This is a genomic window from Pseudomonas sp. DSV-1, from assembly GCF_035830915.1.
In the GTDB taxonomy this organism is placed as follows: Bacteria; Pseudomonadota; Gammaproteobacteria; order Pseudomonadales; family Pseudomonadaceae; genus Aquipseudomonas.
This window is the reverse complement of record NZ_JAYMYG010000001.1, coordinates 3,579,999-3,595,841: the sequence shown is the minus strand read 5'-3', so window position 1 is coordinate 3,595,841 and position 15,843 is coordinate 3,579,999. Positions and strand designations below refer to the sequence as shown.

Annotated in this window: 16 protein-coding genes; 7 read left to right on the top strand and 9 right to left on the bottom strand. The window is 57.0% G+C overall.

From position 1 onward, the window contains the following. From VSQ83_RS16865 to gloB, 5 genes are all read right to left on the bottom strand, one after another. The gene (locus VSQ83_RS16865) at positions 1 to 1,074 is read right to left on the bottom strand and encodes a microcin C ABC transporter permease YejB (RefSeq protein WP_133077950.1); all 1,074 of its coding nucleotides are present in this window, start codon (positions 1,072 to 1,074) and stop codon (positions 1 to 3) included. Next, complete coding sequence (locus VSQ83_RS16860; protein ID WP_133077949.1) at positions 1,075 to 2,916, bottom strand: extracellular solute-binding protein; 1,842 nt, start codon at positions 2,914 to 2,916, stop codon at positions 1,075 to 1,077. Further along, positions 2,913 to 4,742, bottom strand: a complete 1,830-nt coding sequence (locus tag VSQ83_RS16855; protein ID WP_133077948.1) for an extracellular solute-binding protein — start codon at positions 4,740 to 4,742, stop codon at positions 2,913 to 2,915. The genes VSQ83_RS16860 and VSQ83_RS16855 overlap by 4 nt, the downstream gene beginning before the upstream one ends. Before the next feature lie 155 nt (positions 4,743 to 4,897). Next, on the bottom strand, positions 4,898 to 6,298 hold the full coding sequence (locus VSQ83_RS16850) for a lytic transglycosylase domain-containing protein (RefSeq protein WP_219262082.1): 1,401 nt from the start codon (positions 6,296 to 6,298) through the stop codon (positions 4,898 to 4,900). Between the two features lie 99 nt (positions 6,299 to 6,397). Further along, entirely contained in the window at positions 6,398 to 7,177 is a 780-nt protein-coding gene (gene gloB / locus VSQ83_RS16845; protein ID WP_326397566.1) for a hydroxyacylglutathione hydrolase, read from the bottom strand. Positions 7,178 to 7,250: 73 nt separating this feature from the next. Between gloB and VSQ83_RS16840 the strand changes: the two genes are divergently transcribed. The 4 genes from VSQ83_RS16840 (at position 7,251) to VSQ83_RS16825 (ending at position 9,972) form a co-directional block, all read left to right on the top strand. Further along, positions 7,251 to 8,009 carry a class I SAM-dependent methyltransferase gene (locus VSQ83_RS16840; RefSeq protein WP_133077945.1) on the top strand — a complete coding sequence of 253 codons (759 nt, stop codon included), beginning with the start codon at positions 7,251 to 7,253 and terminating at the stop codon, positions 8,007 to 8,009. A gap of 85 nt (positions 8,010 to 8,094) precedes the next feature. Then, the gene (gene rnhA / locus VSQ83_RS16835; RefSeq protein WP_133077944.1) at positions 8,095 to 8,547 is read left to right on the top strand and encodes a ribonuclease HI; all 453 of its coding nucleotides are present in this window, start codon (positions 8,095 to 8,097) and stop codon (positions 8,545 to 8,547) included. Further along, the gene (dnaQ, locus tag VSQ83_RS16830) at positions 8,540 to 9,298 is read left to right on the top strand and encodes a DNA polymerase III subunit epsilon (RefSeq protein WP_133077943.1); all 759 of its coding nucleotides are present in this window, start codon (positions 8,540 to 8,542) and stop codon (positions 9,296 to 9,298) included. Before rnhA ends, dnaQ begins: the two co-directional genes overlap by 8 nt. 92 nt (positions 9,299 to 9,390) lie before the next feature. Beyond that, positions 9,391 to 9,972 carry a GNAT family N-acetyltransferase gene (locus VSQ83_RS16825; protein ID WP_219262084.1) on the top strand — a complete coding sequence of 194 codons (582 nt, stop codon included), beginning with the start codon at positions 9,391 to 9,393 and terminating at the stop codon, positions 9,970 to 9,972. A gap of 18 nt (positions 9,973 to 9,990) precedes the next feature. On the opposite strand, the gene VSQ83_RS16820 is transcribed toward VSQ83_RS16825, so the two are convergent. Continuing rightward, entirely contained in the window at positions 9,991 to 10,902 is a 912-nt protein-coding gene (locus tag VSQ83_RS16820) for a LysR family transcriptional regulator (RefSeq protein ID WP_219262085.1), read from the bottom strand. A gap of 95 nt (positions 10,903 to 10,997) precedes the next feature. Further along, entirely contained in the window at positions 10,998 to 11,219 is a 222-nt protein-coding gene (locus VSQ83_RS16815) for a hypothetical protein (protein ID WP_133077940.1), read from the bottom strand. 196 nt (positions 11,220 to 11,415) lie between these two features. Between VSQ83_RS16815 and VSQ83_RS16810 the strand changes: the two genes are divergently transcribed. Further along, the gene (locus VSQ83_RS16810; protein WP_133077939.1) at positions 11,416 to 11,976 is read left to right on the top strand and encodes an NADPH-dependent FMN reductase; all 561 of its coding nucleotides are present in this window, start codon (positions 11,416 to 11,418) and stop codon (positions 11,974 to 11,976) included. 60 nt (positions 11,977 to 12,036) lie between these two features. Here the strand turns inward: VSQ83_RS16810 and phnX are convergent, their stop codons facing one another. Further along, positions 12,037 to 12,864, bottom strand: a complete 828-nt coding sequence (gene phnX, locus VSQ83_RS16805) for a phosphonoacetaldehyde hydrolase (RefSeq protein ID WP_326427229.1) — start codon at positions 12,862 to 12,864, stop codon at positions 12,037 to 12,039. Between the two features lie 71 nt (positions 12,865 to 12,935). Then, on the bottom strand, positions 12,936 to 14,045 hold the full coding sequence (locus VSQ83_RS16800; protein WP_326427228.1) for a 2-aminoethylphosphonate--pyruvate transaminase: 1,110 nt from the start codon (positions 14,043 to 14,045) through the stop codon (positions 12,936 to 12,938). 113 nt (positions 14,046 to 14,158) lie between these two features. Here VSQ83_RS16800 and VSQ83_RS16795 point away from each other — a divergent pair, with 113 nt between their 5' ends. Next, positions 14,159 to 15,019 carry a LysR substrate-binding domain-containing protein gene (locus VSQ83_RS16795; protein ID WP_133077936.1) on the top strand — a complete coding sequence of 287 codons (861 nt, stop codon included), beginning with the start codon at positions 14,159 to 14,161 and terminating at the stop codon, positions 15,017 to 15,019. A gap of 107 nt (positions 15,020 to 15,126) precedes the next feature. Further along, positions 15,127 to 15,831, top strand: coding sequence for a YebC/PmpR family DNA-binding transcriptional regulator (locus tag VSQ83_RS16790; RefSeq protein ID WP_219262088.1), 705 nt, complete (start codon positions 15,127 to 15,129; stop codon positions 15,829 to 15,831). Positions 15,832 to 15,843 lie beyond the last annotated feature (12 nt).

Sequence of the window (15,843 nt, the reverse complement as noted above, 5' to 3'; positions counted from 1 at the left end):
TCAATGCTCCCTGCTTTCAAAGTCGATACGCGGATCAACCAGGGTGTATGAGAGGTCACCGATCAGCTTCACCACCAGCCCGACCAGCGTGAAAATAAACAGGGTGCCGAAGACCACGGGGTAATCGCGATTGATGGCCGCCTCGAAGCTCATCAGGCCCAGGCCATCCAGGGAGAAAATCACTTCAACCAGCAAGGCGCCGGTAAAGAAAATCCCGATAAACGCCGACGGGAAACCTGCGATCACCAGCAGCATGGCATTGCGGAACACATGACCATAGAGCACTCGATGGTTCGTCAGACCCTTGGCTTTGGCGGTGACCACGTACTGCTTGTTTATCTCATCGAGAAAGCTGTTTTTGGTCAGTAAGGTCATGGTGGCAAAGTTGCCAATCACCAGCGCGGTGACCGGCAACGCCAGGTGCCAGAAGTAATCGAGGATCTTGGCGCCCACGCTCAGCTCATCGAAGTTGTTGGAGGTCAGGCCGCGTAACGGGAACCAGTCAAAGTAGCTGCCCCCGGCAAACAGCACGATCAGCAGGATGGCAAACAGAAAGGCGGGAATCGCATAGCCCACAATGATTAATGAGCTGGTCCAGACGTCGAAATGACTTCCATGCCGCGTAGCCTTGGCGATCCCCAACGGAATCGACACCAGATACATGATCAGGGTGCTCCATAACCCCAGCGAGATTGAAACAGGCATCTTCTCCTTGATCAGGTCAATGACCTTGGCGTCTCGGAAAAAGCTCTCGCCGAAGTCCAGTTGTGCGTAGTTCTTGATCATGATCCACAAGCGTTCCGGCGCCGACTTGTCGAAGCCGTACATCTTTTCGATTTCCTTGATCAGCTCCGGGTCCAGCCCTTGGGCGCCACGATAGTTGGAGCCGGCCACCGACACCTCCGAGCCACCTCCCGCAATACGGCTGGTGGCGCCATCAAAACCTTCCAGCTTGGCGATCATCTGTTCAACCGGGCCGCCGGGCGCGGCCTGGATGATGACGAAGTTAATCAGCAGGATTCCGAATAGCGTCGGAATAATCAGCAGCAGTCGCCTGAATATATAAGCCAGCATTTAAGGCTCCAGGCTCGCGCTTGTAGGTTTAGTCGCAGTTGCAGGTTTGGTGTCAGGTTTTGCCCACCAGGTTGCCGTGCCAATGTCATATTTTGGCGTCACTTCGGGGTGGCCGATATGACTTGAGTACGCAACGCGCCAGGTTTTGATGTGCCAGTTCGGGATGACGTAGTAGCCCCATTGCAAGACACGATCCAGGGCCCGGGCATGGTTGATCAGGCTTTGGCGGGACTCGGCATTGATCAGGCCCTCGGTCAGTTGATCGATGGCCGGGTCTTTGAGGCCTATGAAGTTACGGCTGCCGGGCTTATCGATACTGAGCGATTCCCAGTATTCGCGCTGTTCGCTACCAGGTGAGCTGGACTGGGGAAAGCTGCCCACAATCATGTCGTAATCCCGCGAGCGCAGACGGTTCAGGTACTGGGAGGTATCAACCCGGCGGATCTGCAAGTCGATACCCAGGTCGCTGAGGTTGCGCTTGAAAGGCAGGAGAATGCGCTCGAATTCGGTCTGTGCCAGCAGAAACTCGATTGTGACCGGCTTGCCCTGTGCATCGACCATCTTGTCGTCGACGATGCGCCAGCCTGCTTCTTGCAGCAGCTGATACGCGCGGCGTTGCTGCTCGCGAATCATGCCGCTGGCGTCAGTGACATTGGGCTTGAAAACTTCAGTGAACACCTGGTCAGGAACCTTGCCGCGCAAAGGCTCCAGAATGGCCAGTTCTTCTTCGGTGGGCGGTGCTTTGGCGGCCATTTCCGAGTTTTCGAAATAACTGCCGGTGCGTGCATAAGCGCCGCTGAACAGTTGCTTGTTGGCCCACTCGAAGTCAAACAGCAGGCTTATGGCTTCGCGCACCCGAACATCCTGGAACATGGGCTTACGCAGGTTGAAGATAAAACCCTGCATGCCTGTCGGGTTGTGATTGCGGATTTCTTCTTTTTTCAAGCGGCCCTGGGTGAACGCGGGAGCGTTGTAGGCACCGGCCCAGTTCTTGGCGCTGATTTCCAGCCAGTAATCAAATTGCCCGGCCTTGAGCGCTTCGAACGCTACGCTGTTGTCACGAAAGTAATCGACGGTAATGGTGTCGAAGTTGTACAGGCCCTTGTTGATCGGCAGGTCCTTGCCCCAATAGTCCTTGTTGCGTTCGTAACGGATTGAGCGCCCGGGCTTGATTTCGGTGATGGTGTAAGGCCCGCTCCCGGGAGGTACTTCCAGATTGCCCTTGCCGAATTCTCGTGTTTCCCACCAATGCTTGGGCAGAACCGGGAGTTGGCCAAGAATGAGTGGCAGCTCGCGATTTTTGTTGTGCTTGAAGGTGAATTTCACCTGCAGCGGGTTTTCCGCGATGGCCTGGTCGACATCGCTGTAATAGCCCTTGTACAGCGGTGAGCCGTTTTTCATCAGGGTATCGAAGCTGAACACAACGTCTTCGGCACGAATCGGATGACCATCACTGAATTTTGCCTGGGGTCGCAGGTAAAAGCGCACCCAGCTGTTGTCGGGGGCTTTTTCGATTTTCTCGGCGATCAGGCCGTAGGAAGTGAAGGGTTCATCCAGGGTCTGCCGGGCCAGGGTATCGAAGGTCAGATCTATATCGTCGGCCGGAACGCCTTTATTGATAAAAGGGTTGAGGCTGTCAAAGCTGCCAAGCGAGGATTTGCGAAACGTCCCGCCCTTGGGCGCGTCCGGGTTGACGTAATCGACATGCTTGAAATTGGCCGGGTATTTCGGCGGCTCGTCATAGAGGGTCAACGCGTGTTGAGGGGCTGCCAGCGCCACGCAGGCAAAGCCGGTCAACAGTAAGCCAGCGATGGGGTTGAGCAACGTACGCAAAGGCATCATTGTTTTTTCTCCGTAGGCTTAAGCCACCACGCGCTAAGGCCCAGGGTGTAGGGCGGCGTAGTCACAAAGGCGAACCGGTTGCGGTACGCCAGGCGGTGATAGTTCAGATACCAGTTAGGAATGATGTAGTGCTGCCACAGCAGTACGCGGTCAAGCGCTCGCCCGGCCGACAATTGCTCGTCACGGTTTTGGGCGGCCAGCAAGCGTTCGAGCAATTGATCCACTATCGGGCTGGCAACGCCTGCATAGTTTTTGCTGCCCTTGACGTTGACCTGACTGGAGTGGAAGTACTGCCACTGCTCAAGGCCTGGGCTAAGGGTCTGGTCGAGGGTCATCAGGATCATGTCGAAGTCGAACTGATCCAGCCGTTGTTTGTATTGCGCGCGATCTACCGTGCGCAGTCGGGCGTCGATGCCGATGCTGGCGAGGTTTTCCACATAGGGTTGCAGGATGCGCTCAAGGTTGGGGTTGACCAGCAATATCTCGAAGCGCAGCGGCTTGCCTTCGCTGTTGAGCAGGCGTTGCCCGGACAGCTTCCAGCCGCTTTCGGCCAGTAAACCCAGCGCCTGGCGCATGGTTTCACGGGGGATGCCGCGGCCGTCGGTTTGAGGCAGGGCAAAGGCCTGGCTGAACAGTTCGGGCGGCAGTTGATTACGCCAGGGCGAAAGCATCAGCCATTCATGCCCTTGGGGAATGCCACTGGCCGAAAACTCGCTGTTGGGATAAAAACTCGACGCGCGCTTGTAGGCACCGTTGAACAGCGTTCGATTGGTCCATTCAAAGTCGAACATCAACCCCAGGGCTTCACGAACTTTGTCCTGCTCAAAGCTGGCGCGGCGGCTGTTCATGAACAGCCCCTGGGTTTGAGTCGGAATCTGGTGAGTGATTTCAGCCTTGACTACATCTCCCCGGCGGACCGCGGGGAAGTTATAGCCATTGGCCCAGTTCTTGGCCTGGTGTTCGATATAGATGTCGAATTCACGGGCTTTGAAGGCTTCGAAAGCGACGTCGCTGTCGCGGTAGAACTCCACTTCAACCCGGTCGAAATTGTATTTGCCGCGATTGACCGGCAAGTTGGCCCCCCACCAGTTTTTCACATGCTCGAAGACCAGTTGCCGACCGGGGGTAACTGTGGTGATGCGATAGGGTCCGCTGCCCAGAGGTGGTTCAAAGGTCGTGGCTTTGAAATCGCGCTTTGCCCAGTAGTGTTGGGGCAGGACTGGCAACTCGCCCAGACGCAAAATCAGCAAGGGGTTGTTCGCGCGCTTGAACACAAAGCGAATGCGTTTGGGCCCCAGGATGTCGACCCGCTGGACTTCCTGGAGATTGGTCCGGTACTGCGGATGGCCCTCTTTGAGCAACAGGTTGTAAGAGAACGCAACGTCGTAGGCAGTGATCGGCTTTCCATCGTGAAAACGGGCTTCTGGTCGTAGGTTAAATACGACCCAGCTGCGGTCTTCGTTGTATTCCACTGATTGTGCGATCAAGCCATAACTGGATGTTGGCTCATCGCCGGATGGCGCGTACTGGCCAGTGCCGGCCATCAGGGTTTCGTTGAGCTCGTTGACCCCGTATTGCAAAAAATTAGGCGTCGATACCGGGCTGGTGCCTTTGAAGGTATAGGGGTTGAGGGTGTCAAAGGTGCCGAAGGCCATGACCTTCAAGGTCCCGCCTTTAGGCGCGTCAGGGTTTACCCAATCGAAGTGGGTGAACGTGGCCGGGTACTTGAGTGTGCCGAACTGCGCATAACCGTGGCTTTCGCTCAGGGATGCGCTTGCGGGGGAGCTCAAGGCCAGGCTCATAAATAGCGTGAGGAGGGGACGCATCAAGTCAGAGATCCGATCCAGGCATTGGGCTTAGGTTTCCGTACAGTAACAGCTTGTATCTGTAGGAAAAAGGCCACTCTGGAAAGCACTGCGGGCAAGTTGTGCCCTACTTTTGTGTAGGAAACAACTTGCCCGCAACAGGGTCAGCCTTGTGCTTAACGCGGTTTGGAGACTGTCAGCATCTGCCCGGGTTTGAGGGCTTTAGCGCTGTTTGGATTCCAGCGCTTGAGATGTTGCATTTCAACGTTGAAACGCTTGGCAACCATGTACAGCGAATCGCCTTTCTGGACCTTGTATTGTGTAGGTTTTCTGCCAGAAGGTTTGCGTGAGTCCTGCATGACCAGGATCTGGCCGGCCTTGAGGTTGTTGCCGCTCAGTTTGTTCCAGTGCTGCAAGTCTTTGACATCAACCTTGTTGGCCTTGGCGATCAACGTCAGGTTGTCGCCACTTTTAACCCGGTACTTGCGGTTCAGCTGTGCGGGCTTGGTGCTCGCAATGGTGTCAAATACAGGTTTTTTAGGGCGCAGGCTAACGAGTTCTTCAGGCTTGAGGTTGGAAAGGCTGGCGGTCAGCAATTGCGCTTTGGAGGTGGGTACAAGCAGGTGTTGCGGTCCGTCGGTGGTGGCACGCTGCTTATAAGCCGGGTTCAGCTGGAACATCTCGTCTTCGTCGATCTCGGCCAGGGCTGCCACGCGGGACAAATCCATGGACTGTTTGATTTCGACCATTTCGAAGTAGGGTTCGTTGGCGATCGGGTTCAGGTTGATGCCGTAGGCTTCAGGGGCCAGCACCACCTGGGACAGGGCCAGCAGTTTCGGGACGTAGTCTTTGGTTTCCTGCGGCAGTGGCAGGTTCCAGTAGTCGGTCGGCAAACCGAGCTTTTCATTGCGCTCAATGGCCCGGCTTACGGTGCCTTCGCCGGCGTTATAAGCCGCCAGCGCCAGCAGCCAGTCACCGTTGAACATGTCGTGCAGGCGGTTCAGGTAGTTCAGGGCTGCCAGGGTCGAAGCGGTGATGTCACGGCGGCCATCGTAGGCACGGGTTTGACGCAAATTGAAATAGCGGCCTGTCGAAGGAATAAATTGCCAGAGGCCGACCGCATTGGCGTGGGAATACGCCATTGGGTTGTAGGCGCTTTCGATGGCTGGCAACAGGGCCAGTTCCAGCGGCATGTTGCGCTCTTCGAGGCGTTCCACGATGTAGTGGATATAAAGGCTGCCGCGCTCACCCGCGTTTTCGAGGAATGACGGGTTGCTGGCGAACCACAAGCGCTGCTGTTCAATGCGGGGGTTAACGTTCTGGCCGTCCTGCAACTTGAAGCCCTGGCGCATCCGCTCCCAGACATCTTGCGGGGCAACGGGGCTAGGCTTTTCGCTGAGCCAGAGCGGCTCTTGAGGGATGCGTTTGGCGATTTTAAGGCTGGCCCGTTCGGTGGTTTGCGCCGAATGATCCATGGATTGGCAGCCCGCGAGAGTGGCGGACACAGCCACCGCGATGGCTTTAACCAAGCGCGTCAATGCGTCTGAATTGATGGAGTAACCTTTAAATGACGACATTGGCTGAGGGATAGTTTCAGGAAAAAATGTCGGGGGATTCTAGAAAGCAGGGGGGGTGCGGTCAACTGTTCAGAATTTTTGTGCCAACCGCAGCCCGTTTTAGAACGTGTCTTTCCAGCTGCGCAGACTGGCAAAGACAGCACTGGGCGAGTCGTTGTCGAGGGAGTTCCACTCGTCAGCTTTTTCTTTAACAGATGTTTCATTAACCCTTAAAAAGGGATTTGTGAGTAATTCGAGGCCTATGGATGATGGCAAGCTGATGCGACCTTCGGCACGCCATTGCGTGACTTGTGCGACTCGCGCGGCAATATCCGCATTGGCGGGTTCGACCGCTTGGGCGAAGCGTAAATTGCTCAGGGTGTATTCGTGGGTGCAATACACGGCGGTGTGAGCAGGCAGCGCAGCCAGGCGGCTCAAGGAGTGGTGCATTTGTTCGGGAGTGCCTTCAAACAGTCGGCCACATCCGGCGGCGAACAGGGTGTCGCCGCAAAACAGCACGGGTCCGGCCGGGTCGCCGTGATAGTAGGCGATGTGCCCGAGCGTGTGGCCGGGTACCAGCGATACCAGGAACTCAAGGCCCAGCACGTCGATACGGTCGCCGTCGTTGAGTGCCACTTGTCGGGCCGGGATGGTCTCAAGTGCCGGGCCCCAGACCTTGGCACCAGTGTGCTCATGCAATTGCGCAACACCCCCCACATGATCGAAGTGGTGATGGGTGACCAGAATGTCGCTCAGTACCCAGTCCGGGTGCCGGGCCAGCCAGTCCATAACAGGCGCGGCATCACCCGGATCGACCACGGCGCAGCGCTTTTGTATGGTGTCCTGTAGCAGCCAGATGTAGTTGTCGTTGAAGGCGGGCAGGGCGTCGATCTGTAACATGGTGCAATTCCCAAGTGCGAAACAATGGCGCATCTTAGGACTTGTGATAGGTAGATGGCGAGTTGGAGGAGCGATGATCGATAAAGCATTGGCTCAGGCAGACCCTGAGTGGCTGGCGCTGATCAGTTCTGCGCGCGAATGGCTGTCCGGGCCCCTTGGGCAGTTGTTGCTCGAAGATGAGCAACGTGTGCTTGAGGACGAGCTGGGGCGCTTTTTCGGCGGCTATCTGGTGCATTACGGCCCTGGCGCCGAATCCCCGCCCCAGGCTGCGCAAGTGCGCCGCAGTGTGCGTCTTGGAGCGCCTCTGCCGGGGGTTGAAATCATTTGTGAAGAGCAGGCCTGGCCGTTGTGTGAGCATGCAGCGGATGTGGTGGTGTTGCAGCACGGCCTGGATTTTTGCCTCTCGCCCCATGGTTTGTTGCGCGAAGCAGCCAGCAGCGTGCGACCCGGCGGACATTTGTTGATTGTCGGGATCAACCCCTGGAGCAGTTGGGGATTACGCCATGTGTTCGCCAAGGATGCCCTGCGCAAGGCGCGTTGCATTTCACCTTCACGCGTCGCCGACTGGCTGAATCTACTGGGCTTTGCGCTGGAGAAACGCCGCTTCGGATGCTATCGTCCGCCGCTTGCATCCAAAGCGTGGCAGAGCCGTTTTTCAGGCTGGGAGCGCAAGGCTGGCAGCTGGCAATTGGCCGGTGGCGGCTTCTATGTACTGGTCGCACGCAAAATGGTGGTGGGCTTGCGCCCGGTCAATCCTTTGCGTCGGGAACCGATGGGCAAGCTGATTCCCCTGCAGATGGCCAAGGTTAATCGGCCCCACACCGAATCTTAATTTATGTTGGGCCGGGTTAGCCCGGCTCAGGTACTGACCATTGCTGATGGTCAGGCCATAAGCAGCCTTTTCTGGATAGTTTGTAATGATCGATAGCGTTGAAATGTTCACCGATGGTGCCTGCAAGGGTAATCCTGGCCCGGGTGGCTGGGGTGCCTTGCTGGTCTGCCAGGGCGTTGAAAAAGAGCTCTGGGGCGGCGAAGCCAATACCACCAATAACCGCATGGAACTGATGGCCGCCATTCGTGGGCTTGAAGAGCTCAAGCGTCCGTGTGAAGTGTTGCTGGTGACCGACTCCCAGTACGTGATGAAAGGCATCACCGAATGGATGGTCAACTGGAAAAAACGCGGATGGAAAACGGCTTCCAAGGAACCGGTGAAGAACGCCGATCTGTGGAAGTTGCTCGATGAGCAGGTCAACCGTCATACCGTGAAGTGGCAATGGGTACGCGGACACATTGGTCATCCTGGCAACGAGCGCGCTGACCAGTTGGCCAACCGTGGGGTAGATCAGGTGCGGGGAATCAAGCATGCGTAGTGTTGTACTGGATACCGAAACCACCGGTATGCCGGTCACCGACGGCCACCGCGTGATCGAGATCGGTTGCGTCGAGTTGATGGGACGTCGCTTGACCGGCAGGCATTTTCACGTGTACCTGCAGCCCGACCGCGAAAGTGACGAGGGCGCCATTGGCGTCCACGGCATTACCAATGAGTTTCTGGTGGGCAAGCCCCGTTTTGCTGAAGTGGCCGATGAGTTTTTTGAATTCATCAAGGGCGCTCAGTTGATCATTCATAACGCCGCGTTTGACGTGGGCTTTTTGAATAACGAGTTTGCCCTGATCGGGCAGACGGATCGGGCCGATCTCACTCGCCACTGCACAATCCTCGATACCCTGGCGATGGCGCGGGCCCGTCACCCGGGGCAGCGCAACAGCCTTGATGCCTTGTGCAAACGCTATGGCGTCGATAACTCGGGTCGTGAATTACACGGCGCGTTGCTCGACTCCGAGATCCTGGCAGACGTTTATCTGACCATGACCGGTGGTCAAACCAGCCTGTCACTGGCGGGCAATGCTTCTGACGGCAATGGTTCGGGCGAAGGCTCGGGCAATCAGGCCAGTGAAATTCGCCGCTTGTCGGCAGACCGTCATCCGGGTCGGATTATTCGTGCAAGTGAAAGCGACTTGGCCGAGCATGCGGCTCGTCTTGAAGCCATTGCCAAATCGGCTGGCGCCCCTTCGTTGTGGACCCAACTCCTCGACGCCAAGGGACAGACGCTGCAATAGCCTTCGCCGACCTTGTAGTCGCTGGCGCAGGCGGGCGATGGGGTGCGCAGCAGCCCATTGTCAGCATCGACGACAAGAAAGAAGGATTTTTCATGCACCTGGTTATGAACCCCAAAGACCCTCAAGTCTCAGTACGTTTGGCTGATGAAGGCTTTGCGCCGTATGTGTGGTGCAACGATTTCAGCTTTGAGGTTCGCGCCTACGCCCGTGCCGACCGCAATAAAAAAGTCGAGCACTGGCCACTGGACCTGATCACGCCTTATCGCAAGTGCTACGGCATCGACCCTGATGAATTTGCCAGCTATCGCGGGGGCAAGGACAGTGACATTTTCATGGCCTATCTGGACAATCAGCCGGTCGGGCATGTGGTGGTGAGCACCAACTGGAATGGCTTTGCCCACGTGGATGAGCTGGCCGTGGTTGCCGGCGCCCGCCGCCATGGCGTGGCCAAATCATTGCTGGATGTGGTCAAGTTCTGGAGCCGCAAAAAAAATCTGCCGGGGATCATGCTGGAGACCCAAAACAACAACCTCGGCGCTTGCCGGTTGTATGAGCGTTGCGGGTATCAGGTGGGAGGCATCGATTATCTGCGTTATCGCGGTATTGATCCGCACACCAGCGAAGTGGCGATTTTCTGGTATCTGATTTTTGAGAACCGCGACTCACTGCCCTGAACGCCAATCTGGCGGGTGTTAAAGCACCACCAACCCCTGATCAGCCAGTAATGCCTCGGCTTTATGGCGCACGATATCGAGCAATGCCTTGAGCGCAGGTCCGGGTTGCGCGTCTTTGCGTGTCAGCCCATAGAGTGTCACCGGGATAGCCGGTGACACGGGGCACACATCCAGACCGCTGGTCTTGGCGCCTACGGCCGTGAACGGGTCGACCAAAGCCAATCCTTCCCCGGCTTCCACCAGGCTGCGCATCATCTGGTAACTCTGAACCTGAATCTGCACCACAGGCATCGGGCGCAAGGCTTGCAGTTTGCCGTCGAGCAGGCGGCTCAAAGGGTCGTGCTGCTGCAGGCCAATCATTGCCTGGCCGGCCAATTCTTGCAGCGCGATGTATTTGTGCTTGGGGGACAACCAGCCGTGAGGGGCCAAAAACTGTACTTTGCCTTGAACCAGAGGCTGGCAGTCGATCCCGGGTTGTTCCGATGACTGCAGGCTCAGGCCAAGATCGCACTCGTCCATCAACAGGCGGCGCACAATTTCGGCGCAAGGCTGGCTGCTCAAGGTGGTTGGCGTATCGGGGAAGCGGCGCCTGAGGGCACCTATGCAGTAAGGCAGAAGGGGGTGTGCCAGGGTTTCGCTGCAGGCCACACGCAAGGCTGGCTCCTGATGCTGGCGCAAGTCGTTGCCAAGCTGGCGCAGCGGCTCAAGTGCCTGATACAGCTGGTTGATGTGGGGCTGGAGCACAAGGGTGTCGCGGGTGGCTTGAAGCCGCCCGCGAACACTGGCAAACAGCATGAAGCCCAATTGCTGCTCGGCCTCTTGCAGCGTGGCGCTGAGGGTGGCCGCGGGCAATTGCAGCAACTCGGCAGCATGGCCGAGGTTGCCGGTTTGCAAGATCGCTTGTATCACTTCGATGTGGCGTAAACGCATGCGTGAAGTCCATGTCCGGCAGATGAGGTTTCAGCGTGACGAAGCCTGACCCAAGTCTCATCCTTTGACTTCCGCGATATGCCGTGGGCTGCAGGTCAGGCTGCGACAACCGGAGAAGGATCTCGAACCAGTACGACGCCCGACTGTACGAGCTCGAAGGTGTTGTCATCGTTCTTTTTGACGCGATCGCCAATGGCCAGCTTGTACGTTTTTACCGGTTGCTCGCCTGTCGCTTGTGTATCTTCAAATTCATGCACGGAATAGACGCGTCCTTCCGCATCCCTTGCATGAAATTGCCCAACGAGAACTGCCGCCATTTGTAGAGAACCTCTGGAGATAAACACCCAATTTGCGGTTCTGTAGACCGTTGATCAGTAGGGGAAGTTTAGCAATGTGAAAAAAATAGTCCTGCTACTTTACAGGCTTGCAGGCAGATAGGGTGAACTGGGGTGCAAGAAAGGCGTCCGATCATCTATAACTACTCTTCCTATAGCCACAGACTCGGGGTTTTCTATGAGCAAGGTCTACAACGTTGCGGTGTTGGTCGGCAGTCTGAGGAAAGACTCCCTCAATCGAAAAGTCGCCCTTGCTCTGGCAGAACTGTCTCCGGCAAATTTGAAACTGAATATTGTCGAAATCGGCGAACTGGCCCTCTATAACGAAGACATTGATGTCACGCCGCCTCCTGCGCCTTACAGCACGTTTCGCGATCAGATACGCCCTGCCGATGCCGTGCTGTTCGTGACCCCTGAATACAATCGCTCGGTGCCCGGCGTGTTGAAAAACGCGATAGATGTCGGTTCGCGTCCCTATGGCCAAAGTGTGTTCAGCGGCAAACCGGGTGCGGTGATCAGTGTTTCGCCGGGGGCCATTGGTGGCTTTGGGGCAAACCAGCATTTGCGCCAGTCGCTGGTTTTCCTCAATGTTCCGTGCATGCAACAGCCTGAGGCGTACCTGGGTGGTGCGGGGGATGCATTTGATGCGTCTGGCAAGCTGTCAGAAAAAACCCGACCGTTTTTGCAAAAATTCATCGACGACTTTGCCAAATGGGTCGAGCAGCAACACAAGCTCTGAGTCTTTCTCATCAAAAACGCGGCAGGCCTGACTCAGGGCTGCCGCGTTTTTTTATTTCACTCAGCTGCTTTGTGGCATTTCGCCATTGGCCAGACGCTGGTTGATGTCTGCAATGACGTGCGGCAGGTCACTGATGGTGTCGATCAGGTAGTGGGGGCGCGAGCCCGCGAACAGGGCGTGGATGCGGGAGCGCTCACTGTCCAGCGTGGCGGCATCCAGCGCCTTGTACTGCTCGTAGGTCAGGCCCAGGGCGTTTCCGGAACACACCAGTGCGACCGTCCACATGCCTGCACGGCGACCTTCAAGGATGCCCGGCACGGTGTCGTCGATTTTTACGCAGGCGCCCACATCATCAATGCCCAGCGCGATCACGTTGGCCAGTGCCTGAGCAGGCCAGGGGCGGCCATTTGGCACTTCGTCAGTGGCCACTACGTGATCGGCGACGTAGCCATTGGTGGCAGCCAGCTCAACGACTTTGGCCATTACTTGCGCCGGGTAGCCCGAGCATGAACCGATCTTGATCCCCTCATCACGCAGTTTGGCGATGGTTTCCAGTGCGCCGGGAATCAGCGCCGAGTGTTCGGCAATTTTTTCGATCTGCAGTGGCATGAAGCGTTGGTAGATCGCGGTCACGTCTTCGTCAGTTGGCGCGCGGCCAAATACTTTTTTGTAGCGCTCGGTGATCTGTGGCTGGTCGCACAGGGTACGAATATGATCCCACTTGCCCATGCCCATCGGGCCGCGTGCCTCTTCGATGGAGACCTGTACGTCGAACTCGGCAAAGGCTTCGACGAAAATTTGCGTAGGGGCGAATGAGCCAAAATCGACCACCGTGCCTGCCCAGTCGAGAATGGCGGCTTGCAGCTTGCTTGGGTTGGTGTAGTTCATGTCAGTCAATCCTGTAAGAGCGGGCAGGGCCGCACGAAGTAATTTGGGTTGTTCTAGCCTGTCCCACACCATCAAATGTCGAAGACTTCCATCTCATGTAGCACTTGGCCTATGGCATTCACCGCAGCCTGGATCTCGGCCTGATTGACGTGGCCTATGCAGCCCACACGGAAGGTTTCGACCTGGGTCAATTTACCCGGGTACAAGATGAAACCCTTGGCTTTCACGCGTTCGTAGAACTCCTTGAACTGGTAACGAGGATCTTTGGGCGCATGGAAGGTGACGATAACCGGAGCCTGAATGGCCTCGGGCAGGAAGCTGCGAATACCCAGGGTGGCCATGCCGTCGAGTAGCGTCTGGCAGTTGTCGGCATAACGCTGGTGGCGTGCTGGTAAACCGCCTTCTTCGTTGTACTGCAGCAGGGCTTCGTGCAAGGCCGCGACCACGTGTGTGGGTGGAGTGAAGCGCCATTGGCCTGTTTTGGTCATATAGGCGTGCTGATCAAACAGGTCCATCGCCAGTGAGTGACTGTTGCCCGATGCGTTCTGCAGCGCCTCTTTGCGGGCGAAGACAAACCCCATGCCCGGCACCCCCTCCAGGCATTTGCCGGACGCTGCGATCAGCGCGTCGAAAGGGACTTGCTGTGCATCGATGGGCAGGGCGCCGAAAGAACTCATGGCGTCGATGATCAGACGTTTACCTTGTTGAGCAATGACCGCTGCAATTTCGGGCAGCGGATTAAGAATCCCGGTACTGGTTTCGCAGTGAATCAGGGCCACATGGGTGATGCTCGGGTCGGCACGCAGAAGGCGGTCTACGTCGGCAGCGGTGGTGGGCTGGTCTTCAGCCGTTTCAAAGGTGCTGAAACGACGCCCCAGCACTTCGCAGATCCTGGCCAGTCGCTTGCCGTAGGCACCGTTGATCAGTACGAGCACATTGCCATCTCGTGGCACCAGGGTACCGATGGCGGCCTCGACGGCGAAGGTGCCGCTGCCTTGCAGAGGCACACAGTGATGGCTGATCCCGCCGTTGATAATGGCCAGCAGTTGCTCGCAGAGGCTGGCAGTCAGCTGGTTGAAACTGTCATCCCAGGAACCCCAATCGACCATCATCGCCCGGCGGGTTCGCGCCGACGTCGTCAGTGGGCCAGGGGTCAGCAGGATCGGCGCGGCAGTACTCATTCTGAAATTCTCGCAAGCATTGGATGGCTACTGGTTACAGGGCATAAATTGCAGTTTGAGTTGATATCAATCAAATTGTTTGTTGTTATGCCAGCCATCAGTGAGGGTTATGCATGAATTTATTTCAGCTTCGTGCCTTTGACGCGGTGGCCCGAGAAGGCAGTTTTACCCGGGCTGCGGCCCGACTTTTTATCAGCCAGCCAGCCGTTACGGGGCACATCAAGGCGCTTGAGGAGCACTACCAGATCACCTTGCTGCGACGTACGGCCAGGCGTGTGGAGCTGACTGAAGAAGGCACCAGGCTGGCGGCCATCACGCGAGCCATGTTTGGTTTGGTGGATGAGGCACAGGTCATGCTGGAGGCCAATCGCCAACTGCTCACCGGGCGGCTTGAGGTAGCGGCCGACGGCCCGCATCTGGTGATGCCGATGCTGGCTGGCCTGCGGGCGCGTTATCCGGGAATAACCGTGAACTTGCGTTTGGGCAATGCCCAGGAAACCTTGGCGGCGTTGTTGTCGGAACATGTCGATGTAGCCGTGCTGACGGAAGTAGAACCGCGCAAAGGCCTGACTTTGCGTCCGTTGGATGAGTCGCGGATATGCGCCTTGGTGCCGGCCAATCACCCATGGCAGGCTTTGCCGGATGGCATCGCTATTTCACAATTGGACCAGGTGATCATGGTGTTGCGCGAACCGACGTCGATTACCCGTCGCACCTTTGACAGCGCCTGTGCTCAGGCCGGGGTCACCCCGCGGGTGTTGCTGGAGCTGGACAGTCGTGAAGCCGTTACCGAGGCCGTGGCAGCACAGCTCGGTGTGGGCATTGTGTCGTCGGTAGAAGTCAGCCATGACCCTCGAGTGTGTGCGGTGCCGATCAACGGTGCGGGGCTCGTCAACCTGCATATGCTGGGTTGCATGGAACGGCGCGCCGAGTTGCGGCTGATCAAGGCGTTTATGGAGCTGGGCAAGGCTTAAGCGGGCAGCGATTGGATTTTTTGGTCGATTGCCGACTTGTGGGCGTATAAACTTGCGCCCATTCGACGGCCGATATGCCGCGACACACCCGATTGAGAGAGTGAGTAATGGGCGCACAGTGGAAGGTTAAACATAAAGCGGACGCCGCCAACAGCCGTGGCAAGATTTTTGGCAAGTTGGCCAAGGAACTGACGGTTGCTGCGCGCAACGGCGCCGATCCGGACATGAACTCGCACTTGCGTCTGGTTTATGAACAGGCCAAGAAAGCCTCGATGCCAGCTGACACCATCAAGCGCGCGATCAATAAAGGTGCCGGTATCGGTACTGAAGCCGTGCAATACCATCGTGTCACCTATGAAGGTTTTGCACCTCACCAGGTACCGCTGATCATTGAGTGCCTGACGGACAACATCAACCGTACCGTGGCTGAAATCCGTGTTGCCTTCCGCAAGGGGCAGCTGGGTGCTTCGGGTTCGGTGGCGTGGGACTTCAACCACGTTGGCATGATCGAAGCCAAGCCTGATACCCCGGACGCAGATCCTGAAATGGCCGCAATCGAAGCGGGCGCTCAGGACTTCGAAGAAGGTGAAGAAGAAGGCACTACCTTGTTCATCACTGAACCGACTGACCTGGACACCGTACAAAAAGCACTGCCTGAGCAGGGCTTCACCGTGTTGTCGGCCAAGTTGGGCTACCAGCCGAAAAACCCGGTCAGTGGTCTGACTGACGAGCAAATGGCAGAAGTCCAGGAGTTCCTGGCCAAGCTGGAAGAGCAGGACGACGTGCAGGACATGTTTGTGGCGTTGGCCTGAGTCTGAAGCAAC